Below are 19,791 nucleotides of genomic sequence, written 5' to 3' on the forward strand. Positions count from 1 at the left end.
AATATTTATGAAAAACCAAAAGAAAATCAAGAAAAATCAATCAAAAACAAGCTTTGAGGTTATTTCAGAACGTCCATTGGATTGAGATAAGATCTTTAGTGACCAAGTACACACTATTTATGAACCTTTAATTAGCAAAATTAAACCTTCACTTGATAAGGTTTGAAATGATGAAATAGAAGCTAAACATGGCGACACTTTAAAAAAAGTTGAATCCAGCAAGGATAAAATTAATGATTTAATCAATGAAATAAAAAAAGAAAGAAAAGATAAAAAAATCAATGCAAAATGAGCAGCGAACTGCTTTATTGTGTTTTTTTGTTTCTTAATAGTTGGTTTATTCTTCTTAGGTTTCTTTATTAAAAACAGAAAAGTAATTAAGGAATTTAATCAATTTTTAAATGAAAGAAGCCAACAAATTAAAGATCAACTTGATGACAATTTTTACAATTTATCGCAAATTTTTAGTAACAATTCGATTGTTGATTGAAAAAACAAAATTTTGAAGGCGATGGAAATTAATGAAATTAAATCATTTAATGATGAAGAAATAAATATGTTTCAGCAAAACGACAAATTTTATTCTTTTTATTCAATATCAAAATATGACATTCGTAATTCGGTTTTTTATGATGTTGTATATAGCACTGAGGAATGAAGACCAGTTGTAACTTCAGGTACAGCATACAAACAAATTAAAACAAAAGATGGTTGAATAACACATGCTGTTGTGGCATATCACTCAGAACCTACCCCATTTATTGATATTAAACAATCTGTTAATATACCAACAAACTATTTACCAGAGCTATCATTTAGCCCAATTTCTAATAAATTTAGTTTAAAAGAATATAACAACAGAATAAAAAAAGGTGAATTTCTTTTAGAAAATGCTGAGTTTTATCAACACTTCAATTTTAATTTCAATGAAAAAATAAAATTTATGACTTATTTTCAGCTAAAAACTCAAGAAAATTTTGTTGAGTTTTCAAAGTATTTTAATGGCAATACACATTCTATGTTCAAGTTTGCAAGGAACTTATATACTACAAGAAATTATGTTCGTGGTCGAATAGAAATGGACTATAGATTTTATGATGTTACTCATAATTGAATGTCATTATATTTTGATTCAAGTCAATTCATTGAGCCATTAAGCATTTATAATTTTTTACTTCAAATAATGATTTTAAATTTATATCCGATTTTCAAATCAATTACTCAAGCATATTTGAATAAAAATATAGCTTCAGAAAATTTCAGTCAATATGGAAGTTATTTATCAACATATATCGATGACAAAAAATTTGATGAGACCAGAGTCTTAAGTCATTATGGAGTTTTAACTAAAGCGGTTGCTGGATCAAAATTAATATTAAAAACCAACAGTGTGGATAAAGATGACCGCTATGTAATTGAAGGTGTATATCATTTAAATGACACTATTGTATTACCAGTAATAATGTCTTCATATTGAGCTGAAAATTTAATAGATAGCGTTTTTAAAGAAGGGGTTATAGTTAATGTTCCTTATACAAAATATAACTATTTTGAAGAACTTAAATTCATAGTTTATTCGCCAAAACATTATACTAAGACGCAAGGCGCATTCATGTCTTATAACAGCGATATTGAAACATCGGTTTTAATGAAAGAAGAATTTTTATCTAATGAAGAAGATTGGTCTATTAATTTTAATTTGAATATGACTCAAAACCCTAAAGAAATGACCAAGTATTTAGAATTGATTAAACAAATAAAAAATGTTAAATCTGTAATCAAGGAAGATTCTCAAATTTTGATTGATAATGATGGGTTATTTATCTTTATAAATGATGATCTAGAACCAAAAGAATTAGAAAATATTATTAATTTATTATAATTTAATATAGCAAAACCAAATGGAGGAAAAACATGTTATTCGATTCAAGAACACCCCAACAAAAGGAAGGCTTTAAACCAGATGTAGATAATTCAATTAAACATCCAACAGTAACTGGAGGAGAAAAATTTTTATATGTTTTACTATACATAATTACTCTTGGTTTCTTTTTCATTGCTGTTATTAAAAGAAAAAACCTTTTATTAGCACAAATGAATAGAATTCAAGAAGCTTCTTCATTAATTCAAGCAGCTGAGAAAAAAAGAAGAGCAATCCTATTAAAACAACTAGATGCTGTAGTTGGATATGCAAATTTTGAATCTAAGACATTAAAAGAAATAACTAAATACCGTTCAAAACTTAATGACTTAGAAACAGAAGAAAATCCAATTAAAATGGCAAGCGCTTTAGACACTGTTCAAAGAGGAATTAATGTTCAATTTGAACAATACCCAGATCTAAAAGCAAACCGCAGCTTTTTACAATTTCAAACTGAAATTGCCTTGCAAGAAGATGAAATTTATTCAACAATAAGACACTACAATGGTATAGTTAGAATATTTAATTCAAGTATTTATCAATTCTGAACAAATGTTGTAGCTAAAAAAATAGGTGCATATAACCAACCACTATTTCAAGCTTCTGAAACTGAAAGACAAGACGTTGATACTAGTTCATTGTCAACAATGTTTAAATAATACTAAATGCCAGTTGGCATTTTTTATTTTCCTAATTCAAAATAAAAATTTCATTAGCTTATAAATAAGCTAATAAATATGACAATTTGGTATAATTATAAAATCCAAAATAAATCACAATTCGAGGAGAAAATTATGTCAGAACAAAAGAAATATGAAGCAAGTGATATACAAGTTTTAGAGGGTTTAGAACCTGTTCGTATAAGACCAGGTATGTATATTGGTTCAACTGGTTATAAAGGACTTCATCACTTAATTTGGGAAATTTTAGATAACTCTGTCGATGAAGCAATGGCAGGTTTTGCTAACAAAATTAGTGTTACATTACATCCAGGAAACTTTATTGAAGTTGAAGATAATGGTAGAGGAATGCCAGTAGATATTCACCCTTCAACAAACAAATCAGCTGTGGAAACCATTTTAACTGTATTGCATGCTGGAGGAAAGTTTGATGGTAACAACTATAAAGTTAGTGGAGGTCTACATGGTGTAGGTGCAGCTGTTGTTAATGCACTTAGTGATTCATTTGAAGTTTGAATCAAACGTAATGGACAAGAATATTATCAAAAATATGAAAACGGTGGAAAACCCTTAGAAGATCTAAAAGTTATTGGAAGTGTTCCAGCTAATGAAACAGGTACCAGAATTAAGTTTCATCCAGATTATACAATTATGGATAAAATTGACTTTGATTTTGGAACTATAAATGACCATATTAAACAAGTAGCCTATCTAAATAAGGGCTTAAGTTTTAAAATATCTGATTTAATAAAAGGCACTGAAAAAACATTTTGTTTTGAAGGTGGAATTGTTGATTATGTTAGAGAATTAAACAAGGGCAAAAGATTAATCAATAATGATGTTATATATGCACATGGTTCAATAAGTGATACTGAAAAACAAACAGAAGATCAAATAGCTAATAATATACCACCTAAAAAAGTAGATATATTTGTTGAAGTAGCATTTCAGTATAATGAGGCATATCAATCTTCAGTTATTTCTTATGCTAACAATATTCAAACCACAGAGGGCGGAACTCATGAAAACGGTTTCTATGATTCAATTGTTAGAATTTTTAATAAATATGCCGAAGATAATAAATTATTTAAAAATGCAGGTGAAAAGATAAGCAAAGATGACTCTAAAGAAGGTTTAATTGCAGTTATTTCAGTTAAGCATAGTAATCCTGTTTTTGATGGTCAAACAAAAGCAAAATTTGGTTCAAGTAATGCTAGATTTGCAACTAATAAAGTTGTTTCAGAAACTTTAGAAAGATTTTTAGCTGAAAACCCAGTAATAGCTAAAAATATTATTAACAAGTGTTTACAATCACAACGTGCTAGATTAGCGGCCAATGCAGCTAAAGAAGCTTCGAGAAAAAAAGATGGTGCTGAATTCAGTGGGTTACCTGGTAAATTAGCTGATTGTTCTTCTAAAAATGCTGAACTAAGAGAACTATTTATAGTCGAAGGTAATTCAGCTGGAGGTTCAGCCAAAGGTGGAAGAAACCGTAGTATACAAGCAATTTTACCATTGCGTGGAAAAGTTATTAATGCTGAAAAAAATGACCGTACAAAATTCTTGTCTAACCAAGAAATTCAAACAATTATTCATGCTTTAGGTACAGGTATTGGTGAGGAACTTAATATAAACAAAGTTAAATATCACAAGATAATTATCATGACTGATGCTGACGTTGATGGTGCCCATATAACAACATTATTATTAACATTTTTCTATCGTTATTTAAAACCATTAATCGAATACGGACTTGTTTATATAGCAATGCCACCATTATATAAAATTAGTTCAGGTAAAATAGTTGAATATGCTTATAATGATGTTCAAAAGAATGAAATATTAGAAAAATTAGAAGACAAAAAAAATATTTCAATTCAACGTTACAAAGGTCTTGGTGAAATGGATGCTGAGCAATTATGAGAAACTACTATGAATCCTGAAACAAGAAAAATGTTACAGGTTCAAATTAATGACATGGCAATATGTGATACAGTATTTACAACTCTAATGGGTGAAGAAGTTGCTCCAAGACATGATTTTATTGAAGAAAATGCTAAATATGTTTCAAACATTGACTTTTAGGAATTATTAGTGAAATTAATTTTAAATCAGGGTTTTACAAATAAAACCTATTATGACGAAGAAAATAATCAATTTATTAAAGTAAAAAGCTTTGATTCATTTAATCATAGAACACCCAATGAGTTGCTAAATAAACTAAAGTTCGTACCTAAAACAATATTTGAAGATAAATCAAGAATTATTAATGAATGAATAGAAGGCACAACTTTAAATCATGAAAATGTTTCAGAAGAAGATCTAAAGCAAATTGGCAAAATGTTAATAACTCTTCATAACTCAAAACTACCATTTTATAAAGAAAATCAAATAGCTAGACGATTTAAGGTTTATCGTGAACAAATAGCATTGCTAAAAAGAAAAATCCCAGGTTTGGATAAATACTACAACCGAATTAATTCATTTTTAAAACATATTGATAATTCTGCTCCTGTACATAATGATTTGTGATTATATAATTTTATTAGGACTGAAAAAAGCATTTATCTAACAGACTGAGAATATGCCACAATGGGAGACGTTCACTTTGATTTAGCATATTTTATTGAATCATCTAATCTAACTAAAAAACAAGAAGAAATCTTTTTAGAAGCTTATGGAGACGATTATGAGCCTAAATTCTTAATGGCTCATAAAGTAATTGTTAATGCCCTAATAGTTTTGTGAATCAATAAACACCCACAAAAACCTTTTGATGATTCTATGTATATCAAAAGAGTGGATAAATGAATTAAAGAATACGATAAAACATACAAATTAAAATAAAGAATTTCCAATGTATTTAAATGATAAGCAAGATTGTATTGAAGATAAACAAAACAATGATAAATTAGATCTAATGTACAAGGCAATAACGTCTACTTTTGGTGAGAACATTAACAAAGAAATAAAAAATGCACGATTCTATTACAACCAATTTAATAATTTATATTTTATAGCTCAATATAAAAATGTTTGAGTTCAGATTAAAATTCCTAAAAATAGACACATGCGTGACTATAGTAATGAACAAACAGTTGTTAAAAATTTTAAAGACTATTTATTTGTTAAAGATGGCATTATTATTAAAAAATGATTTCCAGGAGTTGATTTATTTCAAATTAAACTGACAAACAAAATTGTTTTTTCAGTTTTAAATTGCATAAAAAACTTTCAATCTTTAAATTTAAAAGTTAAAAAGTTTAATTGAAATAAGTTTAAAATTTGTGACAAAAAATATCACGAACTGTTGCATAAATACAAAGATGATGAATTAGTTTTAAGCCATAATAATATTCAAAAGAATAACATTATTATTAACAAGTATGGTTTTGTTAAAATGGTTGACTTTGAATATGCTAGCTTAAATAATAAGTATTTTGATTTAGTGTCTTTATATTTATATACAGGTATCGATAAAAACATGATAATTGAGTTTTTTGATTTAGAGGAACAAAAATTTCATGACTTTTTATATCTAATTAATATATATAGAGAAGCAGAATATAAAAAGGATTATTGTAATTTAACAGTCAATAAAAACAGGGTTCCTGAAACCTTAAATTTATATAAAAGTAAGAACTTTTATGACAATAAATATATTGTTCATAAAAACCACAATCAATTTGACAACAGACTAATGATTAGTGATATTAAAGATTTTTATTTTGTACCATTTTATGTTTATGAAGATGAAAATAAAATAATTTGAAAATGGCTGGGTAACAAAAGTGATTTTGAATTAAACTCTAGAACAATAAAAATACTAGCTAAGTGTATGAGAACCTATCACGATTCTAAAGTTGAATTTCCAAGTTATATCTTGGAAGAAAAAATAAATTGATATTTAGATAATATTAATTCATCAGATTTGTTTAATGATATAGGACCCAAAGACTTTATTGATCAGGTTTGCCAGTGAGTCAAAGAATTAAAAATTGATGCTAACTGTCATAATAACTTAACACTTGACAATATTATGTGAGGTGAAAATCAAAATATATTTATAATAGACTGATCAGTGGCATACAAGAACTGTCGGTTTTTAGATATAGCTTTAATGTTTGAAAACTTACATGTTAATAACATTTTAGAAAAATTCTTTTGAAGAGCATATGGAATTACCAAACCAAAAGATTTTTATAAATATAAAATAATTTCACTTTTTACGGAATATTTATATAATAAGGTTTTAAATGGAAATCCACAAAGAGCAAAAAGTGATGCAAAAAGAATTAAAGAAATACTATTTGAGCAAAGAACAACCCAAGAAAAGCAGGTTTAAATATGAAAAAAGAAGCTAAAGAACAAAATACTTCTCCTGAATCTAAAACTGAAAAAAGAAAGAAACAACGCAAAATTGTTTCATCAGTTTTTATGTTTACCGGCTTAATAGGTTCATTAGTTGCCATTACTGCAACTGCTATATATTTTTCAATCAAAAAAACTAAAAAATTTAATTCTATTCTAGATAGCAAAGATGATATTACATTAATTCGAATACCCTTAGCAGGAAATCAAAAGAAATATAATATAAAACTTAACAAAGAAATTGAAGCTAAAGATTTATATAATTTTGATAAGTCAATTGAATTATCAAAAAAACCAGAACATAATTTTGGTATTAATGCCGAAATTAAGTATTCTTTTTATAAAACTGGTTATCCTCTTTCACAATACTTTGATGTAGAACCTCGCATTGGAGGGTTAGAAGAAAATATTCAAAACAAAGAAGTTTTAAGTATTGATATTTTAAAACAATTTAATGAATTTAATAAGAAGGAAAAAAATACTATTAGCTTTGAATATTTTGTTCAACAAATAGCCAGTGCAAAAATACCTATTTCCTATTTTTATACAGACTCAGAAACCAATAAAGCTTATTTTTTTGATTTTAAAAACGGTGTTTCAGGTTTTGAAATAAAAGAATTTTTTTCAAAAATTCATGAAGAAATTAAAAAAATACAACATTCTCATGAATTTGTACCAAATAAATTTCAAATTTCCATTTTTGGAACAACAAAAAACGGTGTAATTGAAAAATTAAAGTTCGTTGCTGAATGCGAATTTAGTACGAAAGAACCAACAAAGAAGGGTTAATAGTACCCCTTTTTTTATTTCTAATAAAAAAGAGCATTTTTGAACCCTAAATTTTGAAAAACGACTTCAAAAATTATAGAAACCTCAAAATTTTTAGTTTTTCATTATAATTTTGCTATGTTTATAAAAACACAGTGAGGAAAAATTATGTTAGTCAAAACAGTAAAAAAAGCTAAATTTGTAAAAATTTTAGCTGCTAGTGCTTTAATGACTCCTATTTTGCCTTTAATGGCAATTAGTTGTATTAATGGTACAGAAAAAACTAAGAAAAAACTATCAGAAGATGCTAATAAATTAAAAGTTATTATTGTTAACAAAGCCAATAAACTACCATCAACAATTAATGATAATGATGTAACTTTTGATAATGATAAGAACCTTAAAATTTCAATAATTAGCAAAAATGCGAATGATGCTGAAGGAAAATTGGAATTAAAAGTTAAAATCACTTCAAAATCTAATGAAGATATATCTATAGAAAAAACCATCACAATAGATGGGTTTCAAAAAAAATCAGATGAACCTAAAACTAATAAAAAATTAGAATTTCAAAAATCTGACAAATTAATTTCAAAAGACGAGAAAGTTAAATATCTTGCAATTGGAGATTCAATATCAGCAGGTTTTACAGCTGCACTAGATAAAGACTATCCAGGTCAAAAAAACGGTAACAAACTTGAAGGAATGTCATTACCAGTTTATTTAGCTCATTACTTAAACCAGGATGATTCAAATAGAGTAGAGAGTTTTTCTAACCTTGCTACTTCTAATTCAACCATTATGGAATGACTAGATCTTTTAGATGTTCAATATGAATCTAAAAAACCAGATGTATTCAAAAAACAAGATGGTATCTATCAACATACTTTTGATGGTAACTATACTAAATTTGGTGGTAAAGATAAATTTAAAGAAGCTTTAATAAATGAAATTAAAGCTGCTAATTTATTGACCATTACATTAGGGGCTAATGACTTTTTAAGGTTTTTTAGTTCTGTGCTAGAAGCAGCAAATTTTGATCAAGTTTTGAAAGAATTACAAAAAGGATCTAATGTTGACGTACAAAAACTAATTGAATTTTATACAAAATTTATTGAATTAAGTCAAAACGAAATTCAAGATAGATTAGTAAATCTATTAAATAAAATCACTGAAATTAATTCAAACGTAAATGTAGTTTTATTTAATTATCCAGCACCTTTCCTAAGAATAATTAGTGCTATTGCTGAAAATATTCCAGGAGGTATTAAATTACCAAACGGTGGCAGCGACGCCTTAAAATTAATCATGGATCCTTTAACAAGTTCTATTAAACAATCGAAAGAAAAAGTGGGCAAAAATATTCATTTTGTTGACTTATTTGATGCACCATACTGAGAAGAAAACCAAAGTTTATTATCTTCAATTATTTTCGACATACATCCAACAGTTCACGGCTACAAGAAAATGGCTATGGATGCATTTATTAAATTGACTGCAAGTTCCGTTGAAGAAGATACACTAAAAAATTTAGGATGATCAAAAAATTACATTGAAGAACCAACTTCATCTGGAAATAAACAAATTATTGAATTAAAGGCACAAAATTTAGATGCTTTCTATAAAGCACAATTAGGCGCTTCTAAGGAAGATAATATTGCAAAAATCAAAGAAGAAGATGAAGTATTTAAAAATGTTAAAGATAAACTAAAACCCAACAATATTTCAAGAAGACTAGAAAGTTTTCCTGATAAACAAATTAAAGAAATATTTTTATCTTTATTAAAAAAATCAACAACTTTAGGAATAGTGAAAGAATATGATCCTAATAGTGATATTTTAAGTTTTTTTACAGATAATCCAACAGCAGCTGATAAATTAATTCTATGGATTAAAAGATCAAACTACATTACTAAACAATTAGATAAGTTTCAAGAATTAATAGCTGAAAACGACTGAGATAAAGATGGAAAACCAGGAGCTAAAAAACTTCGTTCAGAATATTTACTAAAGGCTATAGATCAAACATTTTTCAAAAAAGAAAACTTATTAAATTTAGTTAAGGAATTCGTTTCAAGTGATTTTGCAACAGATTTTAAAGCACCACTACTTGACCTTATTACAAAGCTTTCGAAAAACATTTTGAAAAATCAAAATATTAAAGATTTAATTAAAAAATCTATTGAATCAATTCCTGGAGCTGAAGATTATGTTTCAAAAGAATCACAAACAATTCTTTTAAACAAAATTTTTAGTTCGGATAAATTACCTGAATTTATTAAATCAGCTTTAAATAGCTTTTTAGATAATGGAAAAATTAATTCAGCGGACCCTGAATTTCTAACAATTGATTCATTTGATAAACTAATTAGATTTTTATTTAAAAATCAACCTAAAAACGGTGAACTTCAAAAAGCATTTTCAGAAATATTTAGAGAACTATTAAGTGATATAGAAACTAAACAAATACTTGTAAGCTCAACTAAAGCTTATATTAATAAAATTGATGCTATTAAACCAATATTTAATACTATTAGTGATGAAGAAACAACCAAATTAATTAATACATTCTTAGAAGCATTTTTATCAATTGAAAATGATTTCAATCTAGCAAATATTTTTGCAAATTCAATGATTTCAGAATTAAGCAGTTTTAATGTCGATCTTGCTTTCAAAACATTTTTAGAAGAATTTAAAAACAATACTCTTTCAATCTTTAATGATCAAACAAATATTATTAAATTAGTTTCATTAGTGCGTAATAACCAAAATATTAAAGATAACTATGAATTAATTAAAAAACTTTTTAATAATACACTAGATTATTTAAACCAACAATCAATAATTACTAAAGAAATTGAAAAATCTCCTCTTTTCAAAGAATTATTAAAATCAATCGATGAAAAAGATCAAAAAGCAGTAACTGATTGAATTAAAAAAACAATTAGTGAACCTTCACTAAGATCAATAATTAATTCAGTACTAGATTTAGTATTTAATACTAATGTTGATTTATCATCTGCAAAGAATGTATTAGACATAGTTAAAATAATTGCTGTTTCTCCTCAAATAGATCCAGTTAAAAACTCAATTACTGGATTCATAAAAGCAATGTTTAATGATGCTGAAGCAGGATTAGCTAAACAATTAGATATTCTAATAACTACTATGTGAAAAAACAATCCTGATAAATATAATTTAGAAGTAATCAAAAGTAACCCAGATACAATTAAGAACTTTGTTGATTCATTTTTAAAATCAGTTATTCAAGAAAGCACCTTATTTAACACAATTGTAAATAATACATTTAACCAATTAAAAGAAATTAATGTTGATAATGAAGACATTGCTTTAGAGTTACAAAACACCTTAATTTTAGGTTTAATTAAGTTTGCTACCACAGACGAAAAACCAACAGAAATATATTTACCAAACGTTTTAAGCAAACATAGAAATAGCCTACAAACTATATTTAGTAAAATGGATTCAAATGCATATGTTAAAATGATTAACTATATTTTTGAAGTTTCAAAATTTAGTTTAGATGGCGGAATATATTCAATATTATTTGCTAATAGATTTAAAACCTTAGCACAAGAAAACATAGTTGATATTCAAAAAAATAATTATGTAGCTAGACAAACAGCACAAGCTAAATCACAAAAACTGCAAATAACATTTAATGTTGGTAGTGGTTTAGATTTATTATCATTAGCTAGTGTAGATAGTTTATTAGCAGCAATTTACGAACCCGCAGTTAGAGCATTTTTTAAAGAAGTTAGTGAATTAATAAAAACCAAAGGAACTCAACTAGATATTAAAACAATTAAAAAATTGAGTAGCTACAAAGCAGCTAATAGAATTTATTCTTCTTTAGCATTATTAGCTGCTGGTTCAGGAGATTTAAGTCAATTCTGACCAAATGGTGGCGGTTTTCTCTCTGCATACTGAACTGGTCTATATCCAGAAAACTTTATTTCTAAAGGTATGGATAAAGCTTATGACAAGCTACTTAATACTGAGGCTGATGCTGATGTAGTGGCACAAATTGCAAAATTAGGTGAAGCTAACTGATCTAAATTAGGAATTAAGAAATCAGGATTAAAATTCGTATATGATAAACACTTTTTTGCAGGATATTCTGATAAAAATGAAGACACAAGACATTTAGATTTCAGAAACTTCAAAAAATGAACAGATGATTCGATCTTAGCATTTATTGCTAACCCTGAAAAAACAGATAACAAATACCACAATCAAAAGAACATTGTTTTAATTGCTAAATTATTGCAAAAAGGTTATTTATACAAAGATATGGATAAAGAATAATATTTTAAAAATAGGCTTTCAATATGCGAAAGTCTATTTTTTTGTCCATAATTAAGATTATTTTGAATTACAAGGAGCAATTGCTGCAATTTGTTTAGTATTTTCATCAGTAATATTTCTTTTTCAATCTGTTTTTGCAGCTACAGTTTCAAAAATTATTAATCTTAAGAAATCAATAGCAAAAAAAGCAAAATAAGATAACTCTAAACTTATGTAAGTGCCCTTGTTTCTTAAAGGAATTATTATTCCAAAGGTTAATATGATTAATCATATAAATGACAATCAATGAGCAGATAACATTGTAATTGAACCTACCATGTTTCTTCCGCCAGCACCTGGCAGAGCTGCAGCTGTATAAAACCAACACCAGATAGGATTAATTAAAATAAAAGTCAAGCAACAATAAATGAATATTTGTCTAAAAGATTCACCCGTTTTAAACTTCATTTCTAAAACTAAATTTTTAATTTCGCTTTTATTTAAAAAGCTTTCAAGTTGAATTTTGTTAGGAATACCATTAGTTCATGTTGTTAGATCATGATTATAAACTTTTTGTGCCTCATTTACAATGTTAGAATTTAGTCAACTTGTTGAAATTGAATTGTTCAAAATGCTATTAAAAGCACCTTTTTCTAAATAAATTTTTACATTTGCATCAATTGCTTCTTTTGAGCCTCTTGAAGTAGCGGGAGAATACGCTATTCCAAAAACAACACCAATCATTAATGCCGACATGCAAGCTCCCATTATGGCATGAAAACCTCTTAGGGCATAAGCATGCTTTTCAGCTTCTTCAAAATTATTTTTTCCTAAATTGCCGGCAACAAAATAAGAAACATTAGATGAACAAGCAGAAGTAATGGCAGAAGCAATTGATGCTAAACTTTCTACTAAGCCTAAAATAGTAACAGCATTAATGCCCATCCAAGCTGCTCTTATGCCAGAACCTCCAATTAAATTATCTGGATAAGCCCGAGATCAAATTATCATTCTTATTGGAATAGTTATCATTGCAGCAATTGTTATTAACATAGCTGGTATTCTTTTAAGAATTTGCTTAGCTATTGGTCTAGAAATTATATGTATCTTAAATAAATTTACAAAAATAGGTCTGTCTTTGTGATAAGTTAAAAGAGAATCAGAGGCCAAACAAACAAATGCGCTAATGATTGAACCAAAAGCAGCATAATATGCTTTTCCTTTAAATGCATATAAAGATATTGCATTTATTGTGGCATTGCTAATTAAGGTCAAACATGCTGAAACAAAAGCTAGATTTGAATGCCCAGTTTCATTAAGTTGCATATTAGTATTAAAGTTAAATGAAGTAATAATTCAAGAAATGCAAATAAGCATTAAATACATTCTAGCCTCATTTAATGCAGCTGAGTTTATTTGTCGCCCTCCGACAAAATAAATTAAATTGGTAGGCATACTCCAACATACAATTGCAAATACAACAGAAACGACAAGATACATTCAAATTCTAAGGTTCATAATTTGATTAACTTTGTCATAATTCTTTTTACCATAATACTGACCTACGAACATTCCGGCAATTCCTTGAATTGCAAAAAATATTGTATATATAATGCCAGTATAAGTATTTGCATAAGTTAAAGCATCAATTCCAGAAGGAATATGACTAACCATAAAATTATCTAGAAAACCATTTAAACAAAATAGTATTTCTCCAATAATGATTGGTCATGTTTTAGAAAAATACATTTTTCAATCAAATTTTGATTGTGGCAATAATCTTTTAAAATAATGCTTTTTTCTAACACTTGTTTGCATGATTATCCCCACCTTTCTATTTTAAATATTTCAAATCTTTTGTTTTATATCCTTAATAGTCAAATTGTCGTCTAAATTTAAATTATTTATTTGTTTTAATAATTCTTTTTTGTATGAATATTTTTTGATTAATGAATCAGTTTCCTCTTTATTTGAAGTTAAAAATAACATTTTCCTAACATCATCACCAGAATATTTTCTTAATTCTTTAATTACAACGTTTTTATTCAATTTTAAAAAGAATCTTTTTCTTCTGTCATTAACTCTTAAGTTTTTTATTGAATTAATAAATAATCAATGACCTAAAAAAGAAGCAATTGCTCCATTTCTTCCCAATACCCTTTTTTTAAGGGGTTCAATGTTTGAATCATTTATAGCTCTTTTTATATTAGGAAAATAATCATCTTCAAAAATAGGACCTGTTAACTTGGATAAACTTAAGGCAGGACATGAAGCATCTAGCAATGGTTGAACATCATTATTGGGAAAAAGTTTATGAAGAATTTGTTTTTCTAAATTAGGATTATGACCAATAAAAACGACCTCTTCAATTTTTAACTTTGAGTTAATTTCATAAAGATGTCTAATAATATTTTGTTTTATAATAGCTCATATATTACCAACACTATTACCCTTTGTAAAATCAACAATGAAAGTTTTGGTTTCAAAAGTATTATTTTTGTTAAGGGCACCAACAGTATATGCATATGGTGTATTCGAAGCTAAATTAACTATTCGAGCAAAAGGATTGGTAATTGCTTCGAAATCAATATATACGTAATTTTTGTTGTTCATATTCATAATTTCCTAATTATAGCACTAAAATAAATTCTGAAATATCTAAGTGTTATAATTAATTATAACTTAAATTTAAGTCTAAATAGGAGTATAACAATGAAAAGTACAAAAAATATTTATTTAATATTAGGACATACAACACTTGATTCATTTAATGGCAAGTTGGCTGATGAATATGAAAAAAAGCTGCGTCAACTAAATAAAAATGTTCGCAGAATCAATTTAAATCAGAATGATTTTGATGTTTGTTTATTAAAGGATTCTCAATCTGAAAAAAATAAGCAGTTTATTTTAAAAGAACAAGAAAATATAAAATGAGCAGATGAAATTGTTTTCTTTTATCCACTGTGGTGAGCTTCTGTTCCTGCCATTTTAAAGGGATATATAGACAACGTTTTTCAATCAGGTTTTGCTTTTAAATATCATGAAAATGACCCTTTCTGAGATAAGTTATTAACTGGCAAAAAAGTTAGAGTTTTTTCAACCTCTGGTGCTCCGTCAATATTTATAAAATTACTTTATAAAAATGCTGATTTTTCTATGTTTAGAACAGGTGTTTGCTGATTTACAGGTATGAAGTTAATTCAAGCTAAAAGAATTGGCAGTCTTGTTAAAATGGATAGTGCAAAAAGAAAAGAAGTTATTGATAAGATTATTTCAAAAATTCGTTAATCATGTTTTGGATTTTTAAAGATAGCCAAAGCTAAATTAATTGACTTAATTGTCATATAATTTTATAGTCATGGAATTAAAAAAATATATTAGAACAGTTATGAATTTTCCAGAACCAGGTGTTAAATTTAAAGATATATCTTTATTGTTGGCTAATGGTCCAGCACTAAATTATACAATTGATAAAATGTCTGAACTTGCACAAGATGCAGATATTATTGTAGGACCTGACGCAAGAGGTTTTTTATTTGGTACACCAGTTGCAGCAAAACTATCTAAACCATTTATAATGGTGAGAAAAAAAGGTAAGTTACCTGGAGAAGTTATAAGTTGCGAATATGGTTTGGAGTATGGAAGATCAATACTAGAAATTCAAAAAGGATTGGTAAAACCGGGTCAAAAAGCTGTCATTATTGATGATGTTTTAGCTACAGGAGGAACTCTTGAAGCAATAATCAAACTTTTAAAAGACCAAGGTGTTGAAATATTGAGAATTATAGTGCTAATGGAATTAGATGGTTTTGAAGCTAGAAAAAGACTAAACTGTGATATTGAAAGTCTGATATTTGTAGAGCAAGATGACCAATAATAGGGCATATAAGCCTTATTTTTATTAAATTTTTAGCAAAGTAGGTAAATATGAAAAAATATAATAAATATATAGATATAGAAGAAAAATATCGTTTTGACTTAGAAGATATATTATCTAATTCTTCGTATGATGAGTTATTAAAACAATATTTTGAACTATATGATAAATTAATTAAAATCAAAGATTCTAAGTATGAATCACTAGATAATTATGTTAATTCTTTAAAATATGATGAACAAATGACACTTTTGGGTAATCGTATAGAAAACTATTTGTCTAACAAACTAAATACTAATTTAGTTGACCCTTTAATTAATAAATTAATATCTGAATTTGATTCTAAAAAAGCAGAATACTCAAAATTGTTTGGTTCTGAAATTAATAGAATTGCAGAACACAAGGATAAAATAAAAATCTGAATCAATGATCCTCAATTGAAATATGTTAAAAAAGATTTAGAAGCAATATTAGATGAATTAGAACACAAGTTGGACAATAATGTTGAACTGTATTTAACACAAACAGCACATGGAAATCCAGATGTTGAAGAGTTATTTGGTATTTTAACAGATAGTGAAATTGAATTTGGCTTTGCGCGTGATAAGAATTCAAAAAAATATGAAATCACTGAAGGTACTAGACCAATGCTTATGAAACACAAGGATGAAAGAGTAAGAAAAGAAACATATATTAATTTTGCTAATGGTTATTTAAAGCATAAACAAAGTTTAGCTAAAATGTTATATCAACATATTAAAGAAATATCAGTTAACGCCCTTCATAGAAAATATAACTCGTCATTAGAATCAATACTATTATCTGATAAAGTTGACACTAAACTTTTAGAAATTATTTATAAAAATGTCCAGGATAATATGCACATATTTAAGAAGTATCACAAGCATCATGTTCAATTTTTTGAAGCTAAATTTAATAAAAAATTTAAGCTATGAGATTCAAGTGTTGACCTAGTTAAGATCAAGAATAAATATAGCATAGAAGAAGCTCAAAAAATACTGAAGAAAATAACGTCAGTAATGCCTTATGAATATTCAAATATAGTTGAAAAAGCAATCAAAGAAAGATGAATAGATTATATTAATGTCCCGTCAAAAAGATCTGGAGCTTATTCAATAGGTGGAACATATGGAATAAACAAAATATACATTCTAATGAACTGAGATGATACCATTAATTCAGTCAACACTTTATGCCATGAAATGGGACATTCAATGCATTCATATTATTCAAATAAAACACAAAATATTTTTAGAAGCCAATACCCCTTATTTTTAGCAGAAATTGCTTCTATATTTAATGAGTTACTTTTGAATGATTATTTAATGGAAAATGCCAAAACAGATGAAGAAAAATTCTTTTTAGTAAATGAAAGTATTAATGATTTTATTGGCACTGTTTTAAGGCAAACTCAATGATCTAATTTTGAATATGAACTATATAATAGAATAGATAAAAATGAACCGTTAAATACTTATGAAGCAATTGAAGAAATATATGTCAATAACGCTAAAAAATATTCTATGGCTGATATTAGTCCAAAAACTGGCGACCTAATAAATGTTTATAGTGTAATGGTCCCACATTTTTATTACTATTTTTATGTATATAAATATGCCTTGGGATACATAGTTGCTAATGTATTTTTCCAAAAATATAAACAAGAAGGAAAAACAGCTTTAGAGAATTATGTTAATAAGTTCTTATCTGCCGGTGATAGAGACTGACCCACAATAATACTTAAAGAAGCGGGAGTTGATATATATTCAAGTGATATATACCAAAAAGCATTTTCAATACTAGATTCTAAAGTAAATGAATATATAAGATTAGGAAATAAGATATTTAAAAAATAAGCCCCTCTGTGTAAATAACCACAGGGCTTATTTTATTAATCTAGGAAATTAATTAGCTTCTTTATTTTCTTCTTCAGTATTTTTGGTATCCGTTTTATTTTGAGCTTCCATTTGTTTTTTTACAAATTGCATCTTTTGTTCGAATTCATTAATTTTCTTTTCAAGATTATCAAAATCTTTATTGTTTAATAATTTTTGTAGCTCATCTTTTTCTTTTTTAACTTCTTCAAGTTGATTTTTTGATAATTTTTTAGCTTCTTCAGAGTTTGTAGCTTTATCTAATTCTTGAATTAGTTGTTCTGCTCTAACTGTTAGTTCTACTTCTCTTCTTTTTTTCTTATCTGCTTCACGATTTAATTCAGCTTCTTGAACCATTTTTTCAATATCTTCTTTTGATAAAGAAGATGTATTTTGAATAGTAATACTTTGTTCTTGGTTTGTTTTTTTATCTTTTGCAGTAACTTTAGTTATACCATTAACGTCAATTGAGAAACTTACTTCAATTTGAGGAACTCCTCTTGGAGCAGGTTGAATTCCAGTTAAATCAAATCTTCCTAAGAATTTGTTATCATAAGCCATTTGTCTTTCACCTTGAGTTACAACAATTGAAACACCTGTTTGATTATCTGCAGCTGTTGAAAATATTTGACTCTTAGTTACTGGAATAGTAGTATTTCTAGGTATTAAAGGAGCTACTATATCACCTTCAACAACAATTCCTAATGTTAATGGAGTAACGTCTAATAATAAAACATCATTGATATCTCCTGCTAATATAGCACCTTGAATAGCTGCTCCAACACTAACTACTTCATCAGGGTTAATTGAGTTGTTAGGTTTTTTACCAGTTACTTCAGCAACAATTTTTTGAACAGCAGGCATTCTTGTAGAACCACCAACTAAAAGAACTTCTGTTATATTGTTTCATTCTAATTTTGCTTGTTTTAGAGCATCCAATAAAGGTTTTTTAGTTTTGTCTAATAAATCAGATGTCATTGATTCAAATTCTGATCTTTTTAGCTCTAATTCAACGTTAATTGGACCATTTTCATTCATTGCTAAGAATGGTAATGAAATATTAGCTACCATTGATTCAGAAAGAGAAATTTTAGTTCTTTCAGCTTCCTCTTTTAATCTAGCCATAGCCATCTTATCTTTTTGAGCATCAAAATTGTAATTTTCTTTTATTTTTTCAATTAATCATTGAACAATTCTATTATCTCAGTCATCACCACCTAAATGGTTATCACCAGAAGTTGATAAAACTTCAAATGTTCCATTTTCCATTTCAAGAATTGAAACGTCAAATGTACCACCACCTAAGTCAAAAACTAAAATTTTGTGGTTTTTGTCTTTTGATTTATCTAAACCAAATGCTAATGCTGCAGCAGTTGGTTCATTAATAATTCTAACTACATCCATTCCTGCAATAATTCCAGCATTTTTAGTTGCTTCACGTTGAGCATTATCAAAATATGCTGGAACAGTTATAACTGCTTTTTTAACACTTGAGCCAATTTTCTTTTCAGCATATTCTTTCATATAAGAAAGAATTATTGCACTAATTTCTTCTGGTTTATAATCTTTACCATTAATTTTAGTTGATTGTGAAGTTCCCATTAATCTTTTAATTGAAGCAATACTATCAGGGTTAGTTTCTAATTGTCTTTTAGCAGCTTCTCCAACTACTCTTTCATTATTTTTAAAAGCTACAACTGAAGGGGTAGTTCTTTTTCCATTAGGGTTTTCTAGTACTTTTGGTTTACCGTTTTCAATAATTGAAATTGCTGAGTTTGAAGTTCCTAAATCTATTCCTAAAATAATTTCTTTTGTCATATTTCCTCTTTTAATTTCAGATTTACATTTAATATAAAATTTTTACTTTTACCTAAATGCGCACTTATTCCACTTTTAGGTTACAGAAATATTTTAACATAATTTTTAGCACTTTGAAAAAAAGAGTGCTAATTTTATTTTTAGAGTTTTAAA

Annotated in this window: 13 protein-coding genes; 10 read left to right on the forward strand and 3 right to left on the reverse strand. The window is 27.0% G+C overall.

Annotated features, from left to right (window positions below):
• The first annotated feature begins 7 nt into the window (after window positions 1-7).
• The 7 genes from JXZ91_RS01135 to JXZ91_RS03610 all read left to right on the forward strand — a co-directional run bounded on the left by JXZ91_RS01135 (window position 8) and on the right by JXZ91_RS03610 (window position 12,069).
• Window positions 8-1,882: a hypothetical protein gene (locus JXZ91_RS01135; RefSeq protein WP_205851188.1), complete on the forward strand. Its 1,875-nt coding sequence runs from the start codon at window positions 8-10 to the stop codon at window positions 1,880-1,882.
• 32 nt (window positions 1,883-1,914) lie between these two features.
• Window positions 1,915-2,580 carry a LemA family protein gene (locus JXZ91_RS01140; protein ID WP_205851189.1) on the forward strand — a complete coding sequence of 222 codons (666 nt, stop codon included), beginning with the start codon at window positions 1,915-1,917 and terminating at the stop codon, window positions 2,578-2,580.
• A 135-nt stretch (window positions 2,581-2,715) separates the two neighbouring features.
• Window positions 2,716-4,686 (forward strand): DNA topoisomerase subunit B, encoded by a 1,971-nt coding sequence (locus JXZ91_RS01145; protein WP_241006149.1) that lies wholly within the window; start codon window positions 2,716-2,718, stop codon window positions 4,684-4,686.
• 9 nt (window positions 4,687-4,695) lie between these two features.
• Window positions 4,696-5,448: a phosphotransferase gene (locus JXZ91_RS01150; protein ID WP_277395144.1), complete on the forward strand. Its 753-nt coding sequence runs from the start codon at window positions 4,696-4,698 to the stop codon at window positions 5,446-5,448.
• Window positions 5,449-5,458: 10 nt separating this feature from the next.
• Window positions 5,459-6,946 carry a hypothetical protein gene (locus JXZ91_RS03605; RefSeq protein WP_205851190.1) on the forward strand — a complete coding sequence of 496 codons (1,488 nt, stop codon included), beginning with the start codon at window positions 5,459-5,461 and terminating at the stop codon, window positions 6,944-6,946.
• Window positions 6,947-6,948: 2 nt separating this feature from the next.
• On the forward strand, window positions 6,949-7,761 hold the full coding sequence (locus JXZ91_RS01160) for a hypothetical protein (protein ID WP_205851191.1): 813 nt from the start codon (window positions 6,949-6,951) through the stop codon (window positions 7,759-7,761).
• Window positions 7,762-7,908: 147 nt separating this feature from the next.
• On the forward strand, window positions 7,909-12,069 hold the full coding sequence (locus tag JXZ91_RS03610; protein ID WP_205851192.1) for a lipoprotein 17-related variable surface protein: 4,161 nt from the start codon (window positions 7,909-7,911) through the stop codon (window positions 12,067-12,069).
• A gap of 57 nt (window positions 12,070-12,126) precedes the next feature.
• Here the strand turns inward: JXZ91_RS03610 and JXZ91_RS03615 are convergent, their stop codons facing one another.
• Window positions 12,127-13,866, reverse strand: a complete 1,740-nt coding sequence (locus JXZ91_RS03615; protein ID WP_205851193.1) for an MATE family efflux transporter — start codon at window positions 13,864-13,866, stop codon at window positions 12,127-12,129.
• Window positions 13,867-13,887: 21 nt separating this feature from the next.
• Window positions 13,888-14,661: a DUF2779 domain-containing protein gene (locus tag JXZ91_RS01175; protein ID WP_241006151.1), complete on the reverse strand. Its 774-nt coding sequence runs from the start codon at window positions 14,659-14,661 to the stop codon at window positions 13,888-13,890.
• 99 nt (window positions 14,662-14,760) lie between these two features.
• Here JXZ91_RS01175 and JXZ91_RS01180 point away from each other — a divergent pair, with 99 nt between their 5' ends.
• From JXZ91_RS01180 to pepF, 3 genes are all read left to right on the forward strand, one after another.
• Window positions 14,761-15,336, forward strand: a complete 576-nt coding sequence (locus JXZ91_RS01180) for an NAD(P)H-dependent oxidoreductase (RefSeq protein WP_205851195.1) — start codon at window positions 14,761-14,763, stop codon at window positions 15,334-15,336.
• Between the two features lie 70 nt (window positions 15,337-15,406).
• Complete coding sequence (locus JXZ91_RS01185; RefSeq protein ID WP_205851196.1) at window positions 15,407-15,925, forward strand: adenine phosphoribosyltransferase; 519 nt, start codon at window positions 15,407-15,409, stop codon at window positions 15,923-15,925.
• 50 nt (window positions 15,926-15,975) lie between these two features.
• The gene (pepF, locus tag JXZ91_RS03620; RefSeq protein WP_205851197.1) at window positions 15,976-17,802 is read left to right on the forward strand and encodes an oligoendopeptidase F; all 1,827 of its coding nucleotides are present in this window, start codon (window positions 15,976-15,978) and stop codon (window positions 17,800-17,802) included.
• 48 nt (window positions 17,803-17,850) lie between these two features.
• Here pepF and dnaK read toward each other — a convergent pair whose 3' ends face one another.
• Window positions 17,851-19,638 (reverse strand): molecular chaperone DnaK, encoded by a 1,788-nt coding sequence (gene dnaK / locus JXZ91_RS01195; protein ID WP_205851198.1) that lies wholly within the window; start codon window positions 19,636-19,638, stop codon window positions 17,851-17,853.
• Window positions 19,639-19,791: the final 153 nt, after the last annotated feature.

This window comes from Mycoplasma enhydrae, from assembly GCF_017116825.1.
In the GTDB taxonomy this organism is placed as follows: domain Bacteria; phylum Bacillota_I; class Bacilli_A; order Mycoplasmatales; family Metamycoplasmataceae; genus Metamycoplasma; species Metamycoplasma enhydrae.